Genomic DNA, 15,720 nt, shown 5'->3' on the forward strand with positions numbered 1-15,720 from the left:
CATGTTATATAACTTCCCATACAAATGGAGATCGGCATGGTCGAGGATGTGGTCCGAACGCTCGGGTTTCTCTGCATGGGCAGCCGGCTGCGGCGCATCGGAGAAAGGCTGCAGGCCGATACGCAGCAGGTCATCGACGAGGCCGGTCTCAGCATTCAGGCGGGCCAATATCCATTCCTTGCAGCGATCGATCGGTCTGGGCCGCTGACGATCGGCGAGCTCGCCCAGGCGGTGGGCATTACCCAGCCCGGCGCAACCCGCACCATCGGCCAGCTTCTCGAACTCGGTTACGTCGACATGCAGCCGGCCCCGGACGATCAGCGCCGCAGACTGGTCTCGCTGACCGACAAGGGACAGGACCTCGTCGGTCAGTCGAAAAAGGTGATCTGGCCGCGCATCGCCGCCGCCGTTGCGGATCTCTGCGGCGATCTCGACGGGCCGATCCTCGAACAGCTGGCAGCCATCGAGGACGGGCTTGCAGCGGTGCCGCTTGCGCGCCGCAACGCCGCCAAGGAGGAACGATAATGCCCCATATCCTCGACCGACCGATCTGGAGCGCGCTGGAGACCGCCCATGCCGATCTTGCCGAAGGCGGCAAGTCCGCGCGGCGATACCCACCCTCTATCGTTCCTTTCGCGGCGTCCGCCGACGATGCGCCGGAGAGCCTCGACGCACTGGAGGACCTGCCTTCGCGGGAGGAGAGCATGATTCTCGTCGAATCCGGGCCGATCGCCATTCCACCGGGTCTTGCCGTCGCAACGGAGGCATCGGTGGTCCAGATGATTGCCGAGCGGCCCCACGAGCGGATTTCCGATCCTCGCATCCAGCCGCTGACGGAGTCCGATGCCGCCGACATGCTTGATTTGGCGACACTGACCAAACCCGGGCCGTTCACGTTGCGAGCCCAGAGCCTCGGCAGCTTCTGGGGGGTCAGGAGCGAAGGTCGCCTGGTGGCGATGGCCGGGCAACGGATGCGGCAGACAGGCTTCATCGAGCTCAGTGGGCTTTGCACCCATCCCGATTTCCAGGGACGCGGCCTCGGCACCCTGCTCTTCCGCTTCGTTGCCGGCGAAATCGCATCGAGCGGCGACACCGCCTACCTGCACGCCTATGCGGCGAACACATCGGCCATTTCGCTCTACAAGACACATGGCTTTTCGCTTCGCGCGGAGATGAACATGCGCGTGGTCAAACGCCGTTCCTGAACAGTGCCCACGACCTATCGCACAGCCGGCGGCAGCGCTTCAAATTTCCAGAATTTTTCCGGGCTGAAATAGGTCGCGGCAAACGTGCGGATATCTGCGGCGGCGACCTTGTCGTAGCCGCTGAGATTGTCGCGTATCCGGTCTAAGCCACGCGAATCCGTCTGAGCGCCGCGCAGATATTCAATCCAATATTCGTTACCCTGCTGCTGCTGCTTCAGTGTCTCGATAATGGGTTTCCGGGCGCGCGTGAGTTCATCCGGGGAGACATCATGCGACCGCAGATCCTTAGCAATGTCGTCGACGAGTGCGTAGAAGCGTGCGACCTTTGCCGGTTCTGTCTCAACGTAGAAATATGCATAGCCGTAGCCAGGGACTTCACTTGACAGGTCAGCATCGCCCTCCAGCACATAGCTTGCTCCTTCTGCGATGCGAAACTGATCGACCAGCCTGTTCTGGAAAATCTGGGTGGCGAGATTGGCGGTGAAAGATCGCGGCAGGTCGGAAAGCAAATCGCCAATTGGAGCCCCTACCGCGGCGGCGACGTTATCCGCCCTGCCCTTATGGGTCTCCACAACGGGCTTCTCGTTCGCCACCGGAAAACGCACGTCGTTGCGATCGTCGCTCGACATCGTCTCCGGCCGCGGCGGCAAGGCGCCAAAGGTTTCGGCTGTCAGCTGGATCGCGTCGTCCACCGTCACGTCGCCGACGATGGTGATATCGATCGGGCCGTTGGAGACCATAGGCCGGAACAGCGCCTCGAAATCGTCTGGATGAGCGGCCGACAACTGCGCGCGATCGGGGAAGGTCCAGCGCGGGTCGTCCGAATGCACGAGGCCTGGGAAATCGCGGCTGACAATGCCGCCGGGCGTCGCCTCATACTGATCGAGACCGCTCAAATAGGCCTGCTGCACACGTTTGAACGCCTCGGGGCGGTAGGCGGGATCGGAGGTGTACGCGGCCATGAGCTGTAATTGCGTCGCAAGATCTTCAGTCCTTGTACGACCGTCGAACCTGAAGGAGCTGTCGCTGACCGAGAAATCGATGCTGACGATGTTGGCCGTCAGCGCTTTCTGGATATCCTGGTAATCCATGGCCTTCACGCCGGACAGCACGACGGCTGGAGATGCCCAGATCGGGGCGGAACGGTCGTGCGGCAGGTCCAGCCGACCGCCGCCGATATCTTCGCGCACCAGCACTTCGTTGGCACGCAGCTTGGTTGGCTTGACGGTAAGCCGCACGCCGTTGGAAAAGCGCACCATCGTCAAGCCGAGATCGTCGACGGCGCGGCGTTCGACCACAGCGCCCGGCGCGCCGAAATGGGCGTAGGGCCAGGCGACGTCGGCTGCACTGGATAGTGCCGAGACGGCAACGGTATTTGACGCATCGTAGACTTGCCGAACCGCGTCGGCTCCGCCCTCAGGTGATTGGGCCGTCTGTAGCACGACCTGCGGACCGTTGCCGGAGAAGGCACGCTGCAGGGGCCGATTGACCTCGGCCGCCGTGACGCCGTTCGTCATCGTCTCGAACAGCGAGAGGTCTTCGCTAGGCGAGGTGAAGACTTGATCGTCATCGACGCTGCTCGCCAGCATGGAAACGACGTCGGTGGTCGTGCGCGTCGCAGCTCCGGCCGCAGCAGCCTGCAGGGCTAAGCGATAGTCGAGGATTTCGCGATCGATCTCCGCCTGCGTAGCGCCGAACTCCTGGATACGACGCTGTTCCTGGTCAATGGCCGTGAGCGCCGCCTGCCATTTGTCCGGCTCGGAGTTCGCCGCAATCAGCACGACATGAGCGGAATCGACGATATCCTGAGAGCCGACGCCCGCACTGATGAATGGGGCATCCGCCTTGCCGGCGATGGTGCTCAGCCGGCGATTGAGAACCATGAGACCGAGATTTTCAATTAGCTCAGCGCGGCGCTTGGCGAAGGTGTCAGGCGCCGCGTCATAGAGACGCGTCCAGGCGACCTGTACGCTCGTCATGCCACCGGCAACAACGATGAGGTCGGCGCTTTCGCCTTTCGTCACCAGCGTGCCGAGATCCGGTTTCGTCGGCGCCGGATCGACGGCCTTCCAGTCGCCGAAGCGCTGCCGGATTTCCGTTTCCATGGCGGCGGCGTCGATATCGCCCACCACCATCAGCGTTGCCCGATCAGGTCGGTAGTTGGCCCGGTAATAATCACGGACGAGGGCAACGGGCGCATTGCTGATGATGTCGGCTTTACCGATCGGCACCCGCATGGTCGCGCGCTTGCCGGCGAGCAACGAATTCATGATTTCGAGCGCCGCGCGATACTGCGGCGTGTCGCGCAGCCGCTCTTCCGACAGGATGACGCCGCGTTCGCGATCGAAGGCGCCGGCGTCGAGGGTCAGCTCGCTCGCCGTTTCTCGCATCAGCATCAGGCCCGTCGAAACCGTGTCTGCATCGACCTCGGGCAGATCGAGTGCATAGACAGTCTCGTCATAAGAGGTATGGGCGTTGGTGTCCGGCCCGAAGGCCAAACCCTTGCGCTGCAAGATACGGATCATCTCCCCTTCGGCGACATGTTTCGAACCCTTGAAGGCCATGTGCTCGAGAACATGCGCCAGACCCTGCTGGTTGTCGTTTTCGTCGAGCGAACCGGAGCCAATGCGAAAGCGGATCGCTGCCTGTCCAGGCGGCGTGATATTGCGCATGATCGCAAATCGCATGCCGTTGGCGAGCATGCCGAAACGCACATGGGGGTCGGCTTGGATGTCGCTTTGCGTTTGTGGCCAGGGCACGGACGGGCTGTCCGCACAGGCTGGAGACGTGAAGATTGCGACGAGGGAGACCGTCGCGAGAAACCACCACATCGTGGAGCATTCCATTTCTTTGTGAGACATTCTTGTCCAGGTGATGAGAATGAAGAGGGTAGATGGCGCCAACCTGACTATTCCACAGGTTGCATTTCCCATCAACTTCCATGTGAGTAATGAATAAGAAGTAGATAACTCTGCCGAGACCAGGATGATTTTAGGCCGGGTCGGGCTACAATCTGAATCCTATTCTAAATTAAAGAGTTAGAGCATGAATGTCGTCCGAAACCCGCTCACACTTTTCGGCATCATGCTCGAGTGTCAGACCAATGTCATCGAACCCGCCTAAGGGATTGCGCCTTGATGCAGTCACCAGGAGGCGTTTTCGATGGCGACATTGGAGCAGGTCGCGTTCCGGGCAGGATGCTCGCTGGCGACCGCAAGCAGGGTTCTCAACCGCAACGGACCGGCCAGCGACCTGATGGTGCGCAAGGTGCGCCGTGCGGCGGCCGAACTCGGCTATCGCCCGGCCGGCCTGTCTGCCGGGCGGCTCGGACGCAGGCCTGTGGTCGGCGTGCTGATCCCGAGCATCACCAATCCGGTCTTTGCCTCATCGCTGTCGAGCATCCAGAACCGAATGCTGGTGGCCGGCCATGGCGTCTTGATCGCCCAGTCGAACTACGATCCGGCGCGCGAGGCAGATGCCGTCGCCGCACTCTTGAACGACCGGCCGACCGGGCTGATCCTCACCGTCTGTGACCCTTCGACCAGCAAGGCGCTGCTTGCGAAGCTCCCGCCGACCGTGCTGCTCAACAACCTACCGACGGCGCAGTTTCCGGCGGCCGTCACCGCCGACAATCGCGGCGCCGGCCGCGAGATCGCGACATTCCTGATCGGCATGGGCCATCGCCGCATTCTGTTTCTCTCCGGCAATTTTGCTGCCTCCGACCGCGCCCACCTTCGCTACCGCGGTTATCTAGACGCCATGGCCGAGAACGGGCTGACACCACTCGATGCCGTGCAGATCCCGTTCGTCAGCGGCTATGACCAGCTCGATCTTGGTGTCGCGATGACTTCACTTGCTCCGACGGCGATCATCGCCTCCAACGATCTCCTGGCGCTCGGCGTTATCGGCGCGCTGAAGCGCGAGGGGCTTTCCGTGCCTGGGGATGTTTCGGTCGCCGGCTTCGATGGCATTGCCATCGGCCGGCTGATCGATCCACCGCTGACGACCATCGAAATGCCGGATGCCAGCATGGGGGCGACGGCCGCCTCGCTGCTTCTCGACATGGCGGAGAATGCCGCCCCTGCCCGCCATCTCGATGTCGCCTATACGCTTCGCCGCGGCGGCACCGTGCGCGCCATCACCCCTGCCCTGGAATAGAAAGGCCACCACGTCTCCGCGGCGGCCCAATTCCTGACGAAGACGACGATCAGCTGCGCGGCAGCATGCCCTCGACATCGGCGGCTGCGTCATCGAGCGCTTCCTTCGGCTCGGCCGACTGGTCGACGATGCGCGAGAGATTGTCGACAATCGTCTGCGTGACCTTGACGCCGTTCGAGCCTGGGAAGGCATACCAGGGGATCATGACCGGCATCTGGCTGAGGCCTGCCTGGAACAGCGGGTTCTGCTTGTAGAAATCGCCGAGATAATCGGCCGACTTCGCGGCGAGCTCGTTGTTCGGGACATAACCGGTGCCGGGCACGACGACGGAAGCGCCATAAGGGCCGGCGGCGAATTTGGCGAACTTCCAGGCGGCATCCTGCTTGACGGCGTCATGCGTCAGGATGACGACGGCGTTGCCGCCGGTCGGCAGGCGGCCGTTCACCGAATCGATCAGGGGGATCTTGGCGGTGCGCAGATCGAACTTGTTGCCGACATTCTTGATCGTGTTGCGCAGCGCGCCTGTGGTCTGGAACTCGAAACCGACCTTGCCGGCTGCGAAAGCCTGTTCGCCGGCGGCCTTGGTGAACACAGGCATGCCGCCTTCGGTGACCAGGCGATGCAGGACCTCGACGGCCTTCTGACCTTCCGGGCCGTTGAAGGCAACCTTGCTTTCGTCATCGCTCAGCATCTTGCCGCCGGCGCCGAAGAGCAGTGCCGAAAACATCCAGTCGTCGCCCTGCCAGCGGTAGTCGATGCCGTCGACGCCATTGCCGAGCGCCTTGATCTTGCCGCCGAGTGCAATGACCTCATCCCAGGTCTTCGGCGGATTTTCAGGATCGCCGCCGGCCGCCTTCACGAGATCGGCGTTGTAATACATGATCGGGTTGGAGGTCGCGAAAGCCAGGCCCACCTGCTTGCCCTTGACCTGGGCGAGCTTGAGGATCGTGTCGGAGAAGCCCTGCTCGGCCATGTTGCCGTCCTTCTGGACGAGCGGGCCGAGGTCAACGGCGACGTCGCGTTCGTCGAGCATGCGCAAGCGGTTGAGGCCGATGAAAGTGATATCGGGCATTTCGCTGGTGCCGACCTGGCGAAGGATCGTCTGGATGCCTTCTTCATAGGTCGCCGACGGGCTGGCGAACTGGATCTTGATATCGGGGTTTTCTTCCGTGAACTTCTTCGAGATCGTGTCCATCACGTCCTTGAAGAAGCCCGGCATCGGGTAGTGAACCGTCAGCGTCGTCTCAGCATGCGCGGGAAGCGCGATTACCATCGATACGGCCGCTGCGGCGAGAAGCTGGGTGATATGTTTCATCGCTCGTTCTCCTGGGTTGAAACCGGTCAGCCTTTGAGACCGGTCATGGTGATGCCCTCGACGAAGCGCTTCTGCGCAAGCAGGAAGGCGATGACGAGGGGAAGGGTAATGGTGAGGGTCGCCGCCATCAGCGCGCCGTAGTCGTCGCCGGCCTCGGCAGCACGGAAATACATCAGGCCAAGCGGCGGCGTGGCATAGTCCTGCTTGCTGATGACGATCAGCGGCCAGTAGAGATCGTTCCAATGGGCGACGACCGAGAAGATGGCGAAGGCGGTGACGGCCGGCCAGGCATTCGGCACGATGACACGGGCGACGATACCGAGTTCCGACATGCCGTCGAGACGCGCTGCATGGATGAGGTCATCAGGCATGGCGCGGAAGAACTGCAGGAACATGAAGATCGCGAAGACCGAAATGGTGAAGGGCGCGACTAGGGCGGCATAGCTGTTGAGCAGCGAGGCGCGGTCGAAAGCGACATAGAGCGGCAGCGCGGTCGCATGGATCGGCACCAGCAGGCCGAGCATGACAAGCACCATCATGGCGCGGGCGGCGCCGAAGCGCAGCTTTGCCATGGCGTAGGCGCAGGGGATTGCCACCAGCACCTGGAAGAAGAAGATTAGCCCGCAGACGACGACGCCGTTCCACAATAGCTGCGCCATCGGTACCCGGCTCAAGGCTTTGGCGAAATTCTCGGCATAGGTGAAGTGCGCCGGGATCAGCGACAGCGACGAGGTGAAGATGTCGCTTTGGGCCTTGCCTGCCGTCGAGATCATGAAGGCGTAGGGCGACAGGAAGATGATCGCGCCGAGCGAAAGCAGCGTCAGGCGGATGATCCTGCCGAGGGAAAAAGCATTCGTCATCATGTGTAATGCACCCGGCGATCGAGAACGCGGTACTGCAGGAACATCAGCACCACCAGGATCAGCAGAAAGACCACCGTCATTGCCGAGGCATAACCGACGCGCAGGTAGACGAAGCCCTCCTGGTAGATCGTGAAGAGCAGCACCTCCGACGCCTTGTTCGGGCCGCCCTCGGTCAGCGTCTTCACTGTCTCGAAGACCTTGACTGAATTGGTGATGCTGATGGTGATGACGAAGAGCGTTGTCGGACCGAGCATCGGCCAGGTGACGAGCAGGAAACGGTCGAGGGAGGATTTGGCGCCGTCCACCTCGGCGGCCGCATAAAGCTCGCGCGGGATTGCCGTCAGCCCGGCGAGGAACAGCACCATGTTGAATCCGGCCGATTGCCAGACGCCGATGATCGAGAGGCTGTAAAGCACCGTGCCGGAGCTGCCGAGCCAGTTCGGGCCGGGAAGCCCGACGAGGGCGAGCAGCGCGTTGAGCGGGCCGATTGTGGGGTGGAACATATACTGCCAGACGGTCGCCATGGCGACGATCAGCGAGGCGACCGGCAGGAAATAGGCAGTGCGGAAGAAGCTGCGCGCCTTCGTCTCGCTCTCGATCAGCATGGCGATGCCGAGGCCGAGAAGGATCGAGATGGGTGCGACGATCGCGGTATAGACCGTCGTATTCCACAGCGACTTGCGAAACGTGCGGTCGGTGACCAGATGTGCGTAATTCTCGAAGCCGACGAAACGGAACTTGCCGTAGCCAAGTTCGAAATCGGTGAAGCCGAGCACGACGACTGATGCAACCGGCAAAAGCACGAAGAGGAACAGCAGGATCATCGCCGGCATCACCAGCATCCAGGCGATGCGGGCCTCGCTGCGCCGATGCGCAATGGCGGCATCCTGCGGCACGGCCATGGAAACGATGCTAGCCATGCGCCCTCTCCCGCTGGGCATCGCTATTGGCGAGCCCGGCATCGCTTGTAGCGGGTCCGGCATCGGCAGCGCCGAGCCCGGCATCAGCCGTTGCAACGCCGCCGGCCAGCCGGCTGCCGTCCTCGGCAAAGATCAGCGTGCGGCCGGGCGAAAGCCGCAGCCCGACCGGATCGCCGGCCACAAGGCCGGAGGCTTCGGCCGGTTGAACCTTGGCGACGATAGTCTCGCCGATCGCCTCGAGCCGGCAATGGAGGATGACTTCGGAGCCCAGGAACTCGACGCGTTCGATACTAGCGGCAAGGCCGTCATGCCGGCTCTTGGAGACAAAGACGAATTCCGGGCGAATGGCGAGCGTGACCGGCATCTTGCCGCCGGGCGCATTTTCAAGCGCCAGGCGCAGGCCGCCGCAGAGAATGACGCCGCCTTCGGCAAAGGCCGGCAGCAGATTGATGCGCGGCTGGCCGATGAAGCGGGCGACCTCGATATGGGCGGGATCGTCGTAGATGACCTCGGGGCTGGCGATCTGCAGCAACTTTCCGCCCATCATCACGGCGACACGGTCGGCCATGGAAAGCGCTTCCGCCTGGTCGTGGGTGACATAGAGCGTCGGCACGCCGGCGCGGCGATGCAGGTCGACGATCTCGCCTCGGGCGTGAACGCGCAGATTGGCATCGAGATTGGAGAGCGGTTCGTCCATCAGGAAGATGCTCGGCTGGCGCACCATAGCGCGGGCCAGCGCCACGCGCTGACGCTGGCCGCCCGACATCTGGCCGGGCTTGCGGTCGAGCAGGTGGTCGATCTTCAGCGACGTCGCCATATCCCTGACGTCGCGGGCGATCGCCCTACGGGTGGCGCGCTGGCCCGGCATCAACGACCCGATGAAGGGCAGTCGCTGCATCCTCGACAGCCGGCGCATCGCCAAAGGCACGGCGATATTCTCAGAGGCCGTCAGGTGCGGATAAAGCGCGTAGGACTGAAAGACCATGGCAATGTTGCGGTCGGCGGCCGCAACGCCGGACATGTCCTGCCCGTCGATCAGGATCTCGCCTTGGTCGGCATGGTCGAGGCCGGCAAGGACGCGCAGCAGCGTGCTCTTGCCGCAGCCGGAAGGGCCGACCAGCGCGATGAATTCACCGGCGGCGACATCCAGGCTGACGCCATCGAGAATCTGGTTGCCGCCGAACGCCTTGGTGATGCCGCGAAGCGAGAGCGCGCTCATTCGACGGGTTCCCGCTGCTTGACCGCCTGGGGGTAGACTTCGTGCACGACATGGTCGAGCACATGCGCGGTCATGCCGGGAACGGCGACGATCGTGCTTTCGACAGCAGTATCGAATTCGTGGACGACGGCGCCGATCAGGCGTTCGCCCGGCATCTCGCGCTCCATCTTGTCGATGATGAAGGCGGCCGACGGACCCCATGTCAGTTGGGTATTGTCGAAGCGACCCTGCCAGGCCCAGTGAAGGTGGCCGCTCGCAAACAGCGCCACGTCATGGGCCGCGATCAGATCATAGAGCCGCCGGCGCTGAGCCGGGCGAACGCTCCAATATCCGGTATCGCCTTCCTCGGGTGCATCGACGAATAGCGGCTTGTGCGCGAACAGCGCCACCCGCCGCCCTGCCCTGTCGGACAGTACCTGGTCGAGCCATTCGAACTGAGCTTCTTCCTCGTCATCCTCATGACCGAAAAGCAGCGCGTTCAATCCGATGAAGCGCCAGCCGGCTGCATCCTCCAACCAGCGGTCGTCGCCGGCAAGGCTGCGCCAGCGGGACAGCCGCTCGGCATTGACGGGCTGGTCCGATCCCTTGAGGTGACCGACATCGTGATTGCCGGGGACGATCAGCATCGGGATCGACACCTGACGCATCAGGTCCATGGAAAAGGTGATGTCGTCGTCCTTGTCGGCGCCGTCGACGGTGAGATCGCCGGTATGGACGATCAGGTCGGCGCCGCTCGCTTCGATCCAGCTCAGAAGCGGCGCCCAGTTGCCGTTGAAATGCGGCTTGTCGGGGCTGAAATGGGTGTCGGTGATCTGAATGATTTTCATGGGGCGCGTCTCCGAGACGTCGGCAGCGCGTCACGGGCGCTCCCTTCTCGTGCCCTCTCTAGAAGGCTCCCATGTCAATCACACAGCTGAGGTTTTCAGCTGTTTCTCAGTTTTGACATCAATCTGTCATGCAGGCCAAGGCCGCCCGCCGGAACCGGGGCAGCCTTAGCCTGTATTTGGAATTAAGAACACGCGGGCGTTTGCAACATTGCGTTGCAATCAGTGCCGTGGTGCGTTGGCGGGAATGGATGATACCGTTGCCGAGACAGGGTCGCTTGCAGGAAAGCTGTCTTCGAGGCCTTCATCGAGTTCCTCTTCCAGCGTTTGCCTGTCGCCGGCCGAACGCGCACTCGGCTGGCCGATCAAGCCCTTGCTGCCTTCGTCGAAATTGCCGTTGCTCAAGGCATCGTAGCGGTTGATGCTGCCGTCTGCTTCGCTGCCGGCAAAGGCGGTCAGCTGAACCATCATGACCTTGGCGTGGTCGACCGCCGTCGTCTCGTCGAGTTCGCCATGGGAGTTGTCGATTTTGACGGAAATCGATTCCCCTCCCTCGCCCAGGAATTCGACGGTGAAGATGTCGCCGGCCTGTGTTACCCGAGTGTCGATCAGTTGCATGGAAACCTCCTGTGTTCATGCACCTCAACGGCCATCGAGGTCCGGAGTTCCACGGCAACGCCACTGAAGGCTGCAGGTCATCGAGCAATGAGCAGCTCGGAACAAAAAACGCCTATGCGAGTTCACACGCAGTTCAACAGGTCGCATCCATGCCGAAATTGCCGCTGTCGCCTTTCGAGAAACGTTCGTTCTCCACTATTCCCGCAGACCAGAAACTCGCTTTGATATCGAGCTATTCGGAGGCGCTGCGTAAGCTCGCCAGATCGACCGAGGCGGTCGGACGGGCCGATATGCTGCCGAAGCTGATCCAGGTGGCCGACGGACTGGACAGTATGGCAACCGCGATTGCCGAGACGGAGGCGGGTACCGAGGTGATGGCGCGCACGGCGCGGCTGATCCAGGCGACCGAGCGGATGCTGGCGTCGATGTCCTCGTCACCACTCACCCACTAAGTGTCACCCTTGCGAGACTGACGGCATCGAGGTGCGGCGACGCTCCTTGCTCTTAAACCCTATGGTTAATTTATTAATAATTCGGGGTTTATAAACGGAACCAGACGACCTTTCCAAGTGTTGATGCTGCGCCGTGGAGGAACCCTTGATGATCCTGAAAATCCTTGCACCCAAGATCGACGCCGATTGCCATGACACCGGCACCTGGCCCGATGGGATTTTCGCCGAAAACCGCATCGATCTTTCCGCTCGCCGCGACGGCCGCCGTCGCTCGCCGCATGAACGCGACTACGGCAATGACAGGAAAGTGGAAAATCTGCCACTCGGCTTTGCCTGACCGTTCCGCATGCGTCACAGCTTACGAAAGACCAGAACGCCTGATGCCGGCAACACGGCATTCAGCGCTCCCGCCGTTGCTCTGATTCTTCCCTCGCCATTACCGACGTTCCAGCCGCCATATTTGTGAGCATCGCTATTAAAGATCTCCTCCCGGAGATCATCCCCCAGACGTTCGCTGTGCAGCCGATAGCTGTGTTCGAAAGGAGTGTCGTTCAGCGACCCCACGGCAAAGAAACCCTCGCCGCCATCCCATCGATGAAACGCGATCACCCGATTTTCGTCGTGAACCAGAGGAATGGCGATATTGCGCGACCGAATGGCATTCTGACGGATGCTGAGTGCGATCAGATCGCGATAACAGCTGACCATCCCCGCGGCGCAACCTTCCGCTTCGCCGACCAGACCGAAAAGCGGATGCCGTCGGCACTGTTGCGCCTCTCAACCCGGTTCGTCCATAGGTCTGGAATGCCCGGCCGATCCAGTTCGATTCCCCAGCGAAAATGCGTGCCGTTTTCGCCATCGTGAATGGGCACGCGGGCGACAAAAACATCATAGCCATCCTCGTCACGAGAGCGCTGCATCGGATGAGACGTCCATCCGTTCGAGGGACGGCCTTGCTCGTCCCAACTGCCGCGGAGACGGACATTGTCGAAGGCCATTAATGGCAAACCGCAGCGAAACCGAAATTGAACGTTGACGGTCATCGGATCCTCCAAGCCGTGTCGGATTTCGCGGGACCCCGCTCATGCGGCCGTCTCACTCGGCATGATCGGCCGGCTGAATGCAAAAATGCAAGCATAGATTTGGCATTCAATGCGATCCGGAACGGGCCACATTCAGGACAATATATCATGGTTAACCGGCAACACTGCGTAGCCCTCCTCCTGTATTAAATCGAATCGGCATCAGAAATGGGGGTAATTCCCATCGCCAATCCCCTCATGAACTGGGAGAGAAAATTTTGACTCAAGCCGTTAGAATAAACGATATTATTCGTTCCTTTGGAATTGATACGCATATCGACTACACCGACGGAAAATATTCCAATGTCGGAGAAGTTGTTAAGGCTCTTGACTATCTTGGCCTTGATACGGTTCGCGATCACGCCCCCAACTCCGCTTCCGACCCTAACGGCCAAACGCATCTCGGCGATGCCGCTGAAGCCGGCGTGCAATTCGTCTTCAGCGGCCAGCGGGAAGTCGACCCCGCGACTGTCGCCCAGCGGCTGCATGACTTCGTGCAGGCCCATCCCGGATCGGTCGTCGGCATCGAAGGTCCGAACGAAGTCAACAACTGGCCGGTCAGCTATCATGGCCTGAGCGGCCAGGCCGCAGCGGTCGCCTATCAGAAGGACCTGTCTGCCGCCGTCAACGCCGATCCCTTGCTGAAGAATATCCCCGTTCTCGGCTTTACCGGATATACGGTCGCGTCCGCCTCCGACTATACGACGATCCACACCTATGCGAAGGATGGCGACCAGCCATTCACGTGGCTTTCCCGAGAATCCGCCGTTCAGCGCGCTGCCGATCCGGGCAAGCCACTGGCGATCACCGAAACCGGTTACCACACCTCGCTCACCGCCGACACCAATGGCGGCTGGGAAGGTGTCAGCGAAGCGACGCAAGCAAAGCTCCTGCTCAACACGCTGATGGACGGCGCGGCCCTCGGCTCGAAAAACACATTCATTTACGAACTACTGGACGCCTATTCCGATCCGCAGGGCACCAATCAGGAAAAGCATTTCGGCCTTTTTCATCTCGATTATTCGGCCAAGCCGGCCGCGACGGCGATCCACAACCTCACCGAAATCCTTGCGGACGATGGCGCCACAAAATCGAGTTTCAGCGCGGGGAACCTCAATTATTCGATCGACGGCCTGCCGTCCTCGGCCCGCAGCTTGCTCACCGAAAAATCGGACGGAAGCTACCAGATCATCCTCTGGAACGAGCCCGATATCTGGAACCAGTCCTCGGACACGGCCATCCAGGCCGCGGCAACACCCGTCAAGGTCAATCTCGGCGCCTCATTCGGCTCTGTGAAGGTCTTCGACCCGGTGACCGGGACGACGGCGATCAAAAGCCTCAGCAACGTCTCGTCGCTGACACTCGATGTCGTCGATCATCCCTTGATCATCGAGGTAGCAGGCAGCGGCGCCAGCACGCCGCCGCCGGCCACCAACCATCTCTATGGCGGCACCGGCAACGACACCTTCACCGTGACCAATGCGAACCAGATCGTCGACGAAAGCCGGGGTGGCGGTACGGACACCGTCAAGGCTTCGATCAGCTTCAGCCTGGCCGATCAGAAGCATACGGTTGGAATGATCGAAAACCTTACCTTGACCGGGACGGCCAATCTCAGCGCGACAGGCAACAATACGGCCAACATTCTCACGGGCAACGACGGAAACAATTCCCTCAACGGCGGGAAAGGGAACGACCGATTGATCGGCGGGCTCGGCAATGACAAGCTGATCGGCAAGACCGGTTCTGACGTTCTCACCGGCGGAGGCGGAGCCGATTCCTTTGTCTTCGATGTGAAGTCCAGCAATACCAGCGTTGACAAGATCGTGGATTTCTCTTCAGCCGCAGGCGATAAGCTGGTGTTCGACGACTTCACCGGGCTCAAGCCATCGAGCTTTTCGGCCGAGAATTTCGTTCTGGGAACAAAAGCGCTCGAGGCTGATGACAAGCTGATCTACGATCAGGCTAGCGGCATTTTATCCTATGATGCGGATGGAAGCGCAGCGGGCGGGGCAATCCATGTCGCCGATCTCGACAATTCCGCCGCACTTCACTTCAAAGATCTCCTGCTTGTCTGAGCCGGTCGGCCCGCCTCCTTTCGGAGCGGGCCCACAGCATCACGGGCACTCCTGCCTCCTCCTCTTGCCGGAGCCGGAATCCCGGCCACATTCTCCGTTGACGCCACTCATGCCGCAACGGAGAAGCCTTTGCCCTGGATCGCCTATATCGTCCATTTCATCGCCGCGGCATTTCTGACCAATGGCATACCGCATTTCGTCGCCGGGGTCAGCGGCCGGCGCTTCCGCATCCCCTTCGCGCAAGGGGCAAAGCTCGGCTCGCCGACAGCCAATGTCGTCTGGGGCTGGGCGAATTTCCTCATCGCCTTCCTGCTGTTTGCCAATATCGGGCCGCTCTATATCGGCACGCCGGGTGACACGATCTTCGTGGCAGCGGGCATGCTCTTTGCCGGCATCCTGCTCGCCCGGATTTTCGAGGGCGACGCTTGATATAACTAACTTGCATGATGATAGTCACTGCTGTAGTGACATCAGCCATGCAGCGAACGAGTTTCAGCGATTTCAAATGCCCGGCGGCGCGCGCGCTCGACAGCGTCGGCGACTGGTGGAGCATGCTGATCCTGCGCGATGCCTTTCAGGGGCTTTCGCGCTTCGACGAATTCCAGAAAAGCCTCGGCGTGGCGCCGAACATCCTGACGCGGCGGTTGAAACATCTGACGGAAAAGGGGCTGTTCGAACGGCGGCTCTACCATCAGCGCCCAGCCCGCTACGAATATCGGCTGACGGGCAAGGGCCGTGACTTCTTTCCTGTTCTGATGACTCTGTTTTCCTGGGGAGGCCGGCACATCCCGGAAGAGGACCTCGCCTTTCTCTTGGGCGATGCCGCTTCCGGCAGAGAGCGCGAGACGATGCTGGTCGATGCGCGGACCGGCGAAGAAGTGACACCCGAGAACACCAGCCTGCTTGCAGGCCCCGCCGCCGACGACGAGGTGCATGAGCGGATCGCCCGCATGCGCGCCTGGTATCTCGGCATCGACGCATAGAAA

The 15,720-nt window shown here is 61.3% G+C and carries 17 protein-coding genes; 8 read left to right on the forward strand and 9 right to left on the reverse strand.

The window, feature by feature from the left end; all coding sequences use genetic code 11:
- Positions 1 to 36 precede the first annotated feature (36 nt).
- Positions 37 to 525 (forward strand): MarR family winged helix-turn-helix transcriptional regulator, encoded by a 489-nt coding sequence (locus OLZ32_RS03150; protein ID WP_264395526.1) that lies wholly within the window; start codon positions 37 to 39, stop codon positions 523 to 525.
- Positions 525 to 1,205, forward strand: a complete 681-nt coding sequence (locus OLZ32_RS03155) for a GNAT family N-acetyltransferase (protein ID WP_017988343.1) — start codon at positions 525 to 527, stop codon at positions 1,203 to 1,205. Before OLZ32_RS03150 ends, OLZ32_RS03155 begins: the two co-directional genes overlap by 1 nt.
- Before the next feature lie 14 nt (positions 1,206 to 1,219).
- Here OLZ32_RS03155 and OLZ32_RS03160 read toward each other — a convergent pair whose 3' ends face one another.
- Positions 1,220 to 4,138, reverse strand: a complete 2,919-nt coding sequence (locus OLZ32_RS03160; protein WP_264419546.1) for a M16 family metallopeptidase — start codon at positions 4,136 to 4,138, stop codon at positions 1,220 to 1,222.
- A 229-nt stretch (positions 4,139 to 4,367) separates the two neighbouring features.
- Here OLZ32_RS03160 and OLZ32_RS03165 point away from each other — a divergent pair, with 229 nt between their 5' ends.
- Positions 4,368 to 5,363, forward strand: a complete 996-nt coding sequence (locus tag OLZ32_RS03165; protein ID WP_264395528.1) for a substrate-binding domain-containing protein — start codon at positions 4,368 to 4,370, stop codon at positions 5,361 to 5,363.
- A gap of 49 nt (positions 5,364 to 5,412) precedes the next feature.
- Here the strand turns inward: OLZ32_RS03165 and OLZ32_RS03170 are convergent, their stop codons facing one another.
- The 6 genes from OLZ32_RS03170 to OLZ32_RS03195 form a co-directional block, all read right to left on the reverse strand.
- The gene (locus tag OLZ32_RS03170) at positions 5,413 to 6,678 is read right to left on the reverse strand and encodes an ABC transporter substrate-binding protein (protein ID WP_264395529.1); all 1,266 of its coding nucleotides are present in this window, start codon (positions 6,676 to 6,678) and stop codon (positions 5,413 to 5,415) included.
- Positions 6,679 to 6,704: 26 nt separating this feature from the next.
- Positions 6,705 to 7,541, reverse strand: a complete 837-nt coding sequence (locus OLZ32_RS03175) for a carbohydrate ABC transporter permease (RefSeq protein WP_264395530.1) — start codon at positions 7,539 to 7,541, stop codon at positions 6,705 to 6,707.
- Entirely contained in the window at positions 7,538 to 8,461 is a 924-nt protein-coding gene (locus tag OLZ32_RS03180) for a carbohydrate ABC transporter permease (protein ID WP_264395531.1), read from the reverse strand. Before OLZ32_RS03180 ends, OLZ32_RS03175 begins: the two co-directional genes overlap by 4 nt.
- Positions 8,454 to 9,680 carry an ABC transporter ATP-binding protein gene (locus OLZ32_RS03185; RefSeq protein ID WP_264395532.1) on the reverse strand — a complete coding sequence of 409 codons (1,227 nt, stop codon included), beginning with the start codon at positions 9,678 to 9,680 and terminating at the stop codon, positions 8,454 to 8,456. The genes OLZ32_RS03180 and OLZ32_RS03185 overlap by 8 nt, the downstream gene beginning before the upstream one ends.
- The gene (locus OLZ32_RS03190; RefSeq protein WP_264395533.1) at positions 9,677 to 10,507 is read right to left on the reverse strand and encodes a metallophosphoesterase family protein; all 831 of its coding nucleotides are present in this window, start codon (positions 10,505 to 10,507) and stop codon (positions 9,677 to 9,679) included. The genes OLZ32_RS03185 and OLZ32_RS03190 overlap by 4 nt, the downstream gene beginning before the upstream one ends.
- Positions 10,508 to 10,726: 219 nt before the next feature.
- Positions 10,727 to 11,122, reverse strand: a complete 396-nt coding sequence (locus tag OLZ32_RS03195; protein WP_003539674.1) for a hypothetical protein — start codon at positions 11,120 to 11,122, stop codon at positions 10,727 to 10,729.
- 149 nt (positions 11,123 to 11,271) lie between these two features.
- On the opposite strand from OLZ32_RS03195, the gene OLZ32_RS03200 reads away from it, so the two are divergent.
- Positions 11,272 to 11,574, forward strand: coding sequence for a hypothetical protein (locus OLZ32_RS03200; RefSeq protein ID WP_264395534.1), 303 nt, complete (start codon positions 11,272 to 11,274; stop codon positions 11,572 to 11,574).
- A gap of 148 nt (positions 11,575 to 11,722) precedes the next feature.
- A complete protein-coding gene (locus OLZ32_RS03205; protein WP_003539671.1) occupies positions 11,723 to 11,911 on the forward strand; it encodes a hypothetical protein in 189 nt (62 codons plus the stop codon).
- Between the two features lie 14 nt (positions 11,912 to 11,925).
- Here OLZ32_RS03205 and OLZ32_RS03210 read toward each other — a convergent pair whose 3' ends face one another.
- Positions 11,926 to 12,282, reverse strand: a complete 357-nt coding sequence (locus OLZ32_RS03210; RefSeq protein ID WP_264395535.1) for an alpha amylase C-terminal domain-containing protein — start codon at positions 12,280 to 12,282, stop codon at positions 11,926 to 11,928.
- Positions 12,258 to 12,617, reverse strand: coding sequence for a hypothetical protein (locus OLZ32_RS03215; protein ID WP_032987250.1), 360 nt, complete (start codon positions 12,615 to 12,617; stop codon positions 12,258 to 12,260). Before OLZ32_RS03215 ends, OLZ32_RS03210 begins: the two co-directional genes overlap by 25 nt.
- Before the next feature lie 257 nt (positions 12,618 to 12,874).
- Here OLZ32_RS03215 and OLZ32_RS03220 point away from each other — a divergent pair, with 257 nt between their 5' ends.
- The 3 genes from OLZ32_RS03220 to OLZ32_RS03230 all read left to right on the forward strand — a co-directional run bounded on the left by OLZ32_RS03220 (position 12,875) and on the right by OLZ32_RS03230 (position 15,717).
- Complete coding sequence (locus OLZ32_RS03220; RefSeq protein WP_264419550.1) at positions 12,875 to 14,734, forward strand: calcium-binding protein; 1,860 nt, start codon at positions 12,875 to 12,877, stop codon at positions 14,732 to 14,734.
- Positions 14,735 to 14,863: 129 nt separating this feature from the next.
- Complete coding sequence (locus tag OLZ32_RS03225; RefSeq protein WP_003539669.1) at positions 14,864 to 15,163, forward strand: hypothetical protein; 300 nt, start codon at positions 14,864 to 14,866, stop codon at positions 15,161 to 15,163.
- 47 nt (positions 15,164 to 15,210) lie between these two features.
- On the forward strand, positions 15,211 to 15,717 hold the full coding sequence (locus OLZ32_RS03230; protein WP_264419552.1) for a winged helix-turn-helix transcriptional regulator: 507 nt from the start codon (positions 15,211 to 15,213) through the stop codon (positions 15,715 to 15,717).
- The last annotated feature ends 3 nt before the right edge of the window (positions 15,718 to 15,720 follow it).

It is taken from the genome of Rhizobium acaciae, from assembly GCF_025941625.1.
Lineage (GTDB): Bacteria > Pseudomonadota > Alphaproteobacteria > Rhizobiales > Rhizobiaceae > Rhizobium > Rhizobium acaciae.

Bases quoted from the DNA above. Each gene is read 5' to 3' on its own strand.
- OLZ32_RS03150 (WP_264395526.1), top strand. From the start codon at position 37: ATGGTCGAGGATGTGGTCCGAACGCTCGGGTTTCTCTGCATGGGCAGC.
- OLZ32_RS03155 (WP_017988343.1), top strand. From the start codon at position 525: ATGCCCCATATCCTCGACCGACCGATCTGGAGCGCGCTGGAGACCGCC.
- OLZ32_RS03160 (WP_264419546.1), bottom strand. From the start codon at position 4,138: ATGGGAAATGCAACCTGTGGAATAGTCAGGTTGGCGCCATCTACCCTC.
- OLZ32_RS03165 (WP_264395528.1), top strand. From the start codon at position 4,368: ATGGCGACATTGGAGCAGGTCGCGTTCCGGGCAGGATGCTCGCTGGCG.
- OLZ32_RS03170 (WP_264395529.1), bottom strand. From the start codon at position 6,678: ATGAAACATATCACCCAGCTTCTCGCCGCAGCGGCCGTATCGATGGTA.
- OLZ32_RS03175 (WP_264395530.1), bottom strand. From the start codon at position 7,541: ATGATGACGAATGCTTTTTCCCTCGGCAGGATCATCCGCCTGACGCTG.
- OLZ32_RS03180 (WP_264395531.1), bottom strand. From the start codon at position 8,461: ATGGCTAGCATCGTTTCCATGGCCGTGCCGCAGGATGCCGCCATTGCG.
- OLZ32_RS03185 (WP_264395532.1), bottom strand. From the start codon at position 9,680: ATGAGCGCGCTCTCGCTTCGCGGCATCACCAAGGCGTTCGGCGGCAAC.
- OLZ32_RS03190 (WP_264395533.1), bottom strand. From the start codon at position 10,507: ATGAAAATCATTCAGATCACCGACACCCATTTCAGCCCCGACAAGCCG.
- OLZ32_RS03195 (WP_003539674.1), bottom strand. From the start codon at position 11,122: ATGCAACTGATCGACACTCGGGTAACACAGGCCGGCGACATCTTCACC.
- OLZ32_RS03200 (WP_264395534.1), top strand. From the start codon at position 11,272: ATGCCGAAATTGCCGCTGTCGCCTTTCGAGAAACGTTCGTTCTCCACT.
- OLZ32_RS03205 (WP_003539671.1), top strand. From the start codon at position 11,723: ATGATCCTGAAAATCCTTGCACCCAAGATCGACGCCGATTGCCATGAC.
- OLZ32_RS03210 (WP_264395535.1), bottom strand. From the start codon at position 12,282: ATGGTCAGCTGTTATCGCGATCTGATCGCACTCAGCATCCGTCAGAAT.
- OLZ32_RS03215 (WP_032987250.1), bottom strand. From the start codon at position 12,617: ATGACCGTCAACGTTCAATTTCGGTTTCGCTGCGGTTTGCCATTAATG.
- OLZ32_RS03230 (WP_264419552.1), top strand. From the start codon at position 15,211: ATGCAGCGAACGAGTTTCAGCGATTTCAAATGCCCGGCGGCGCGCGCG.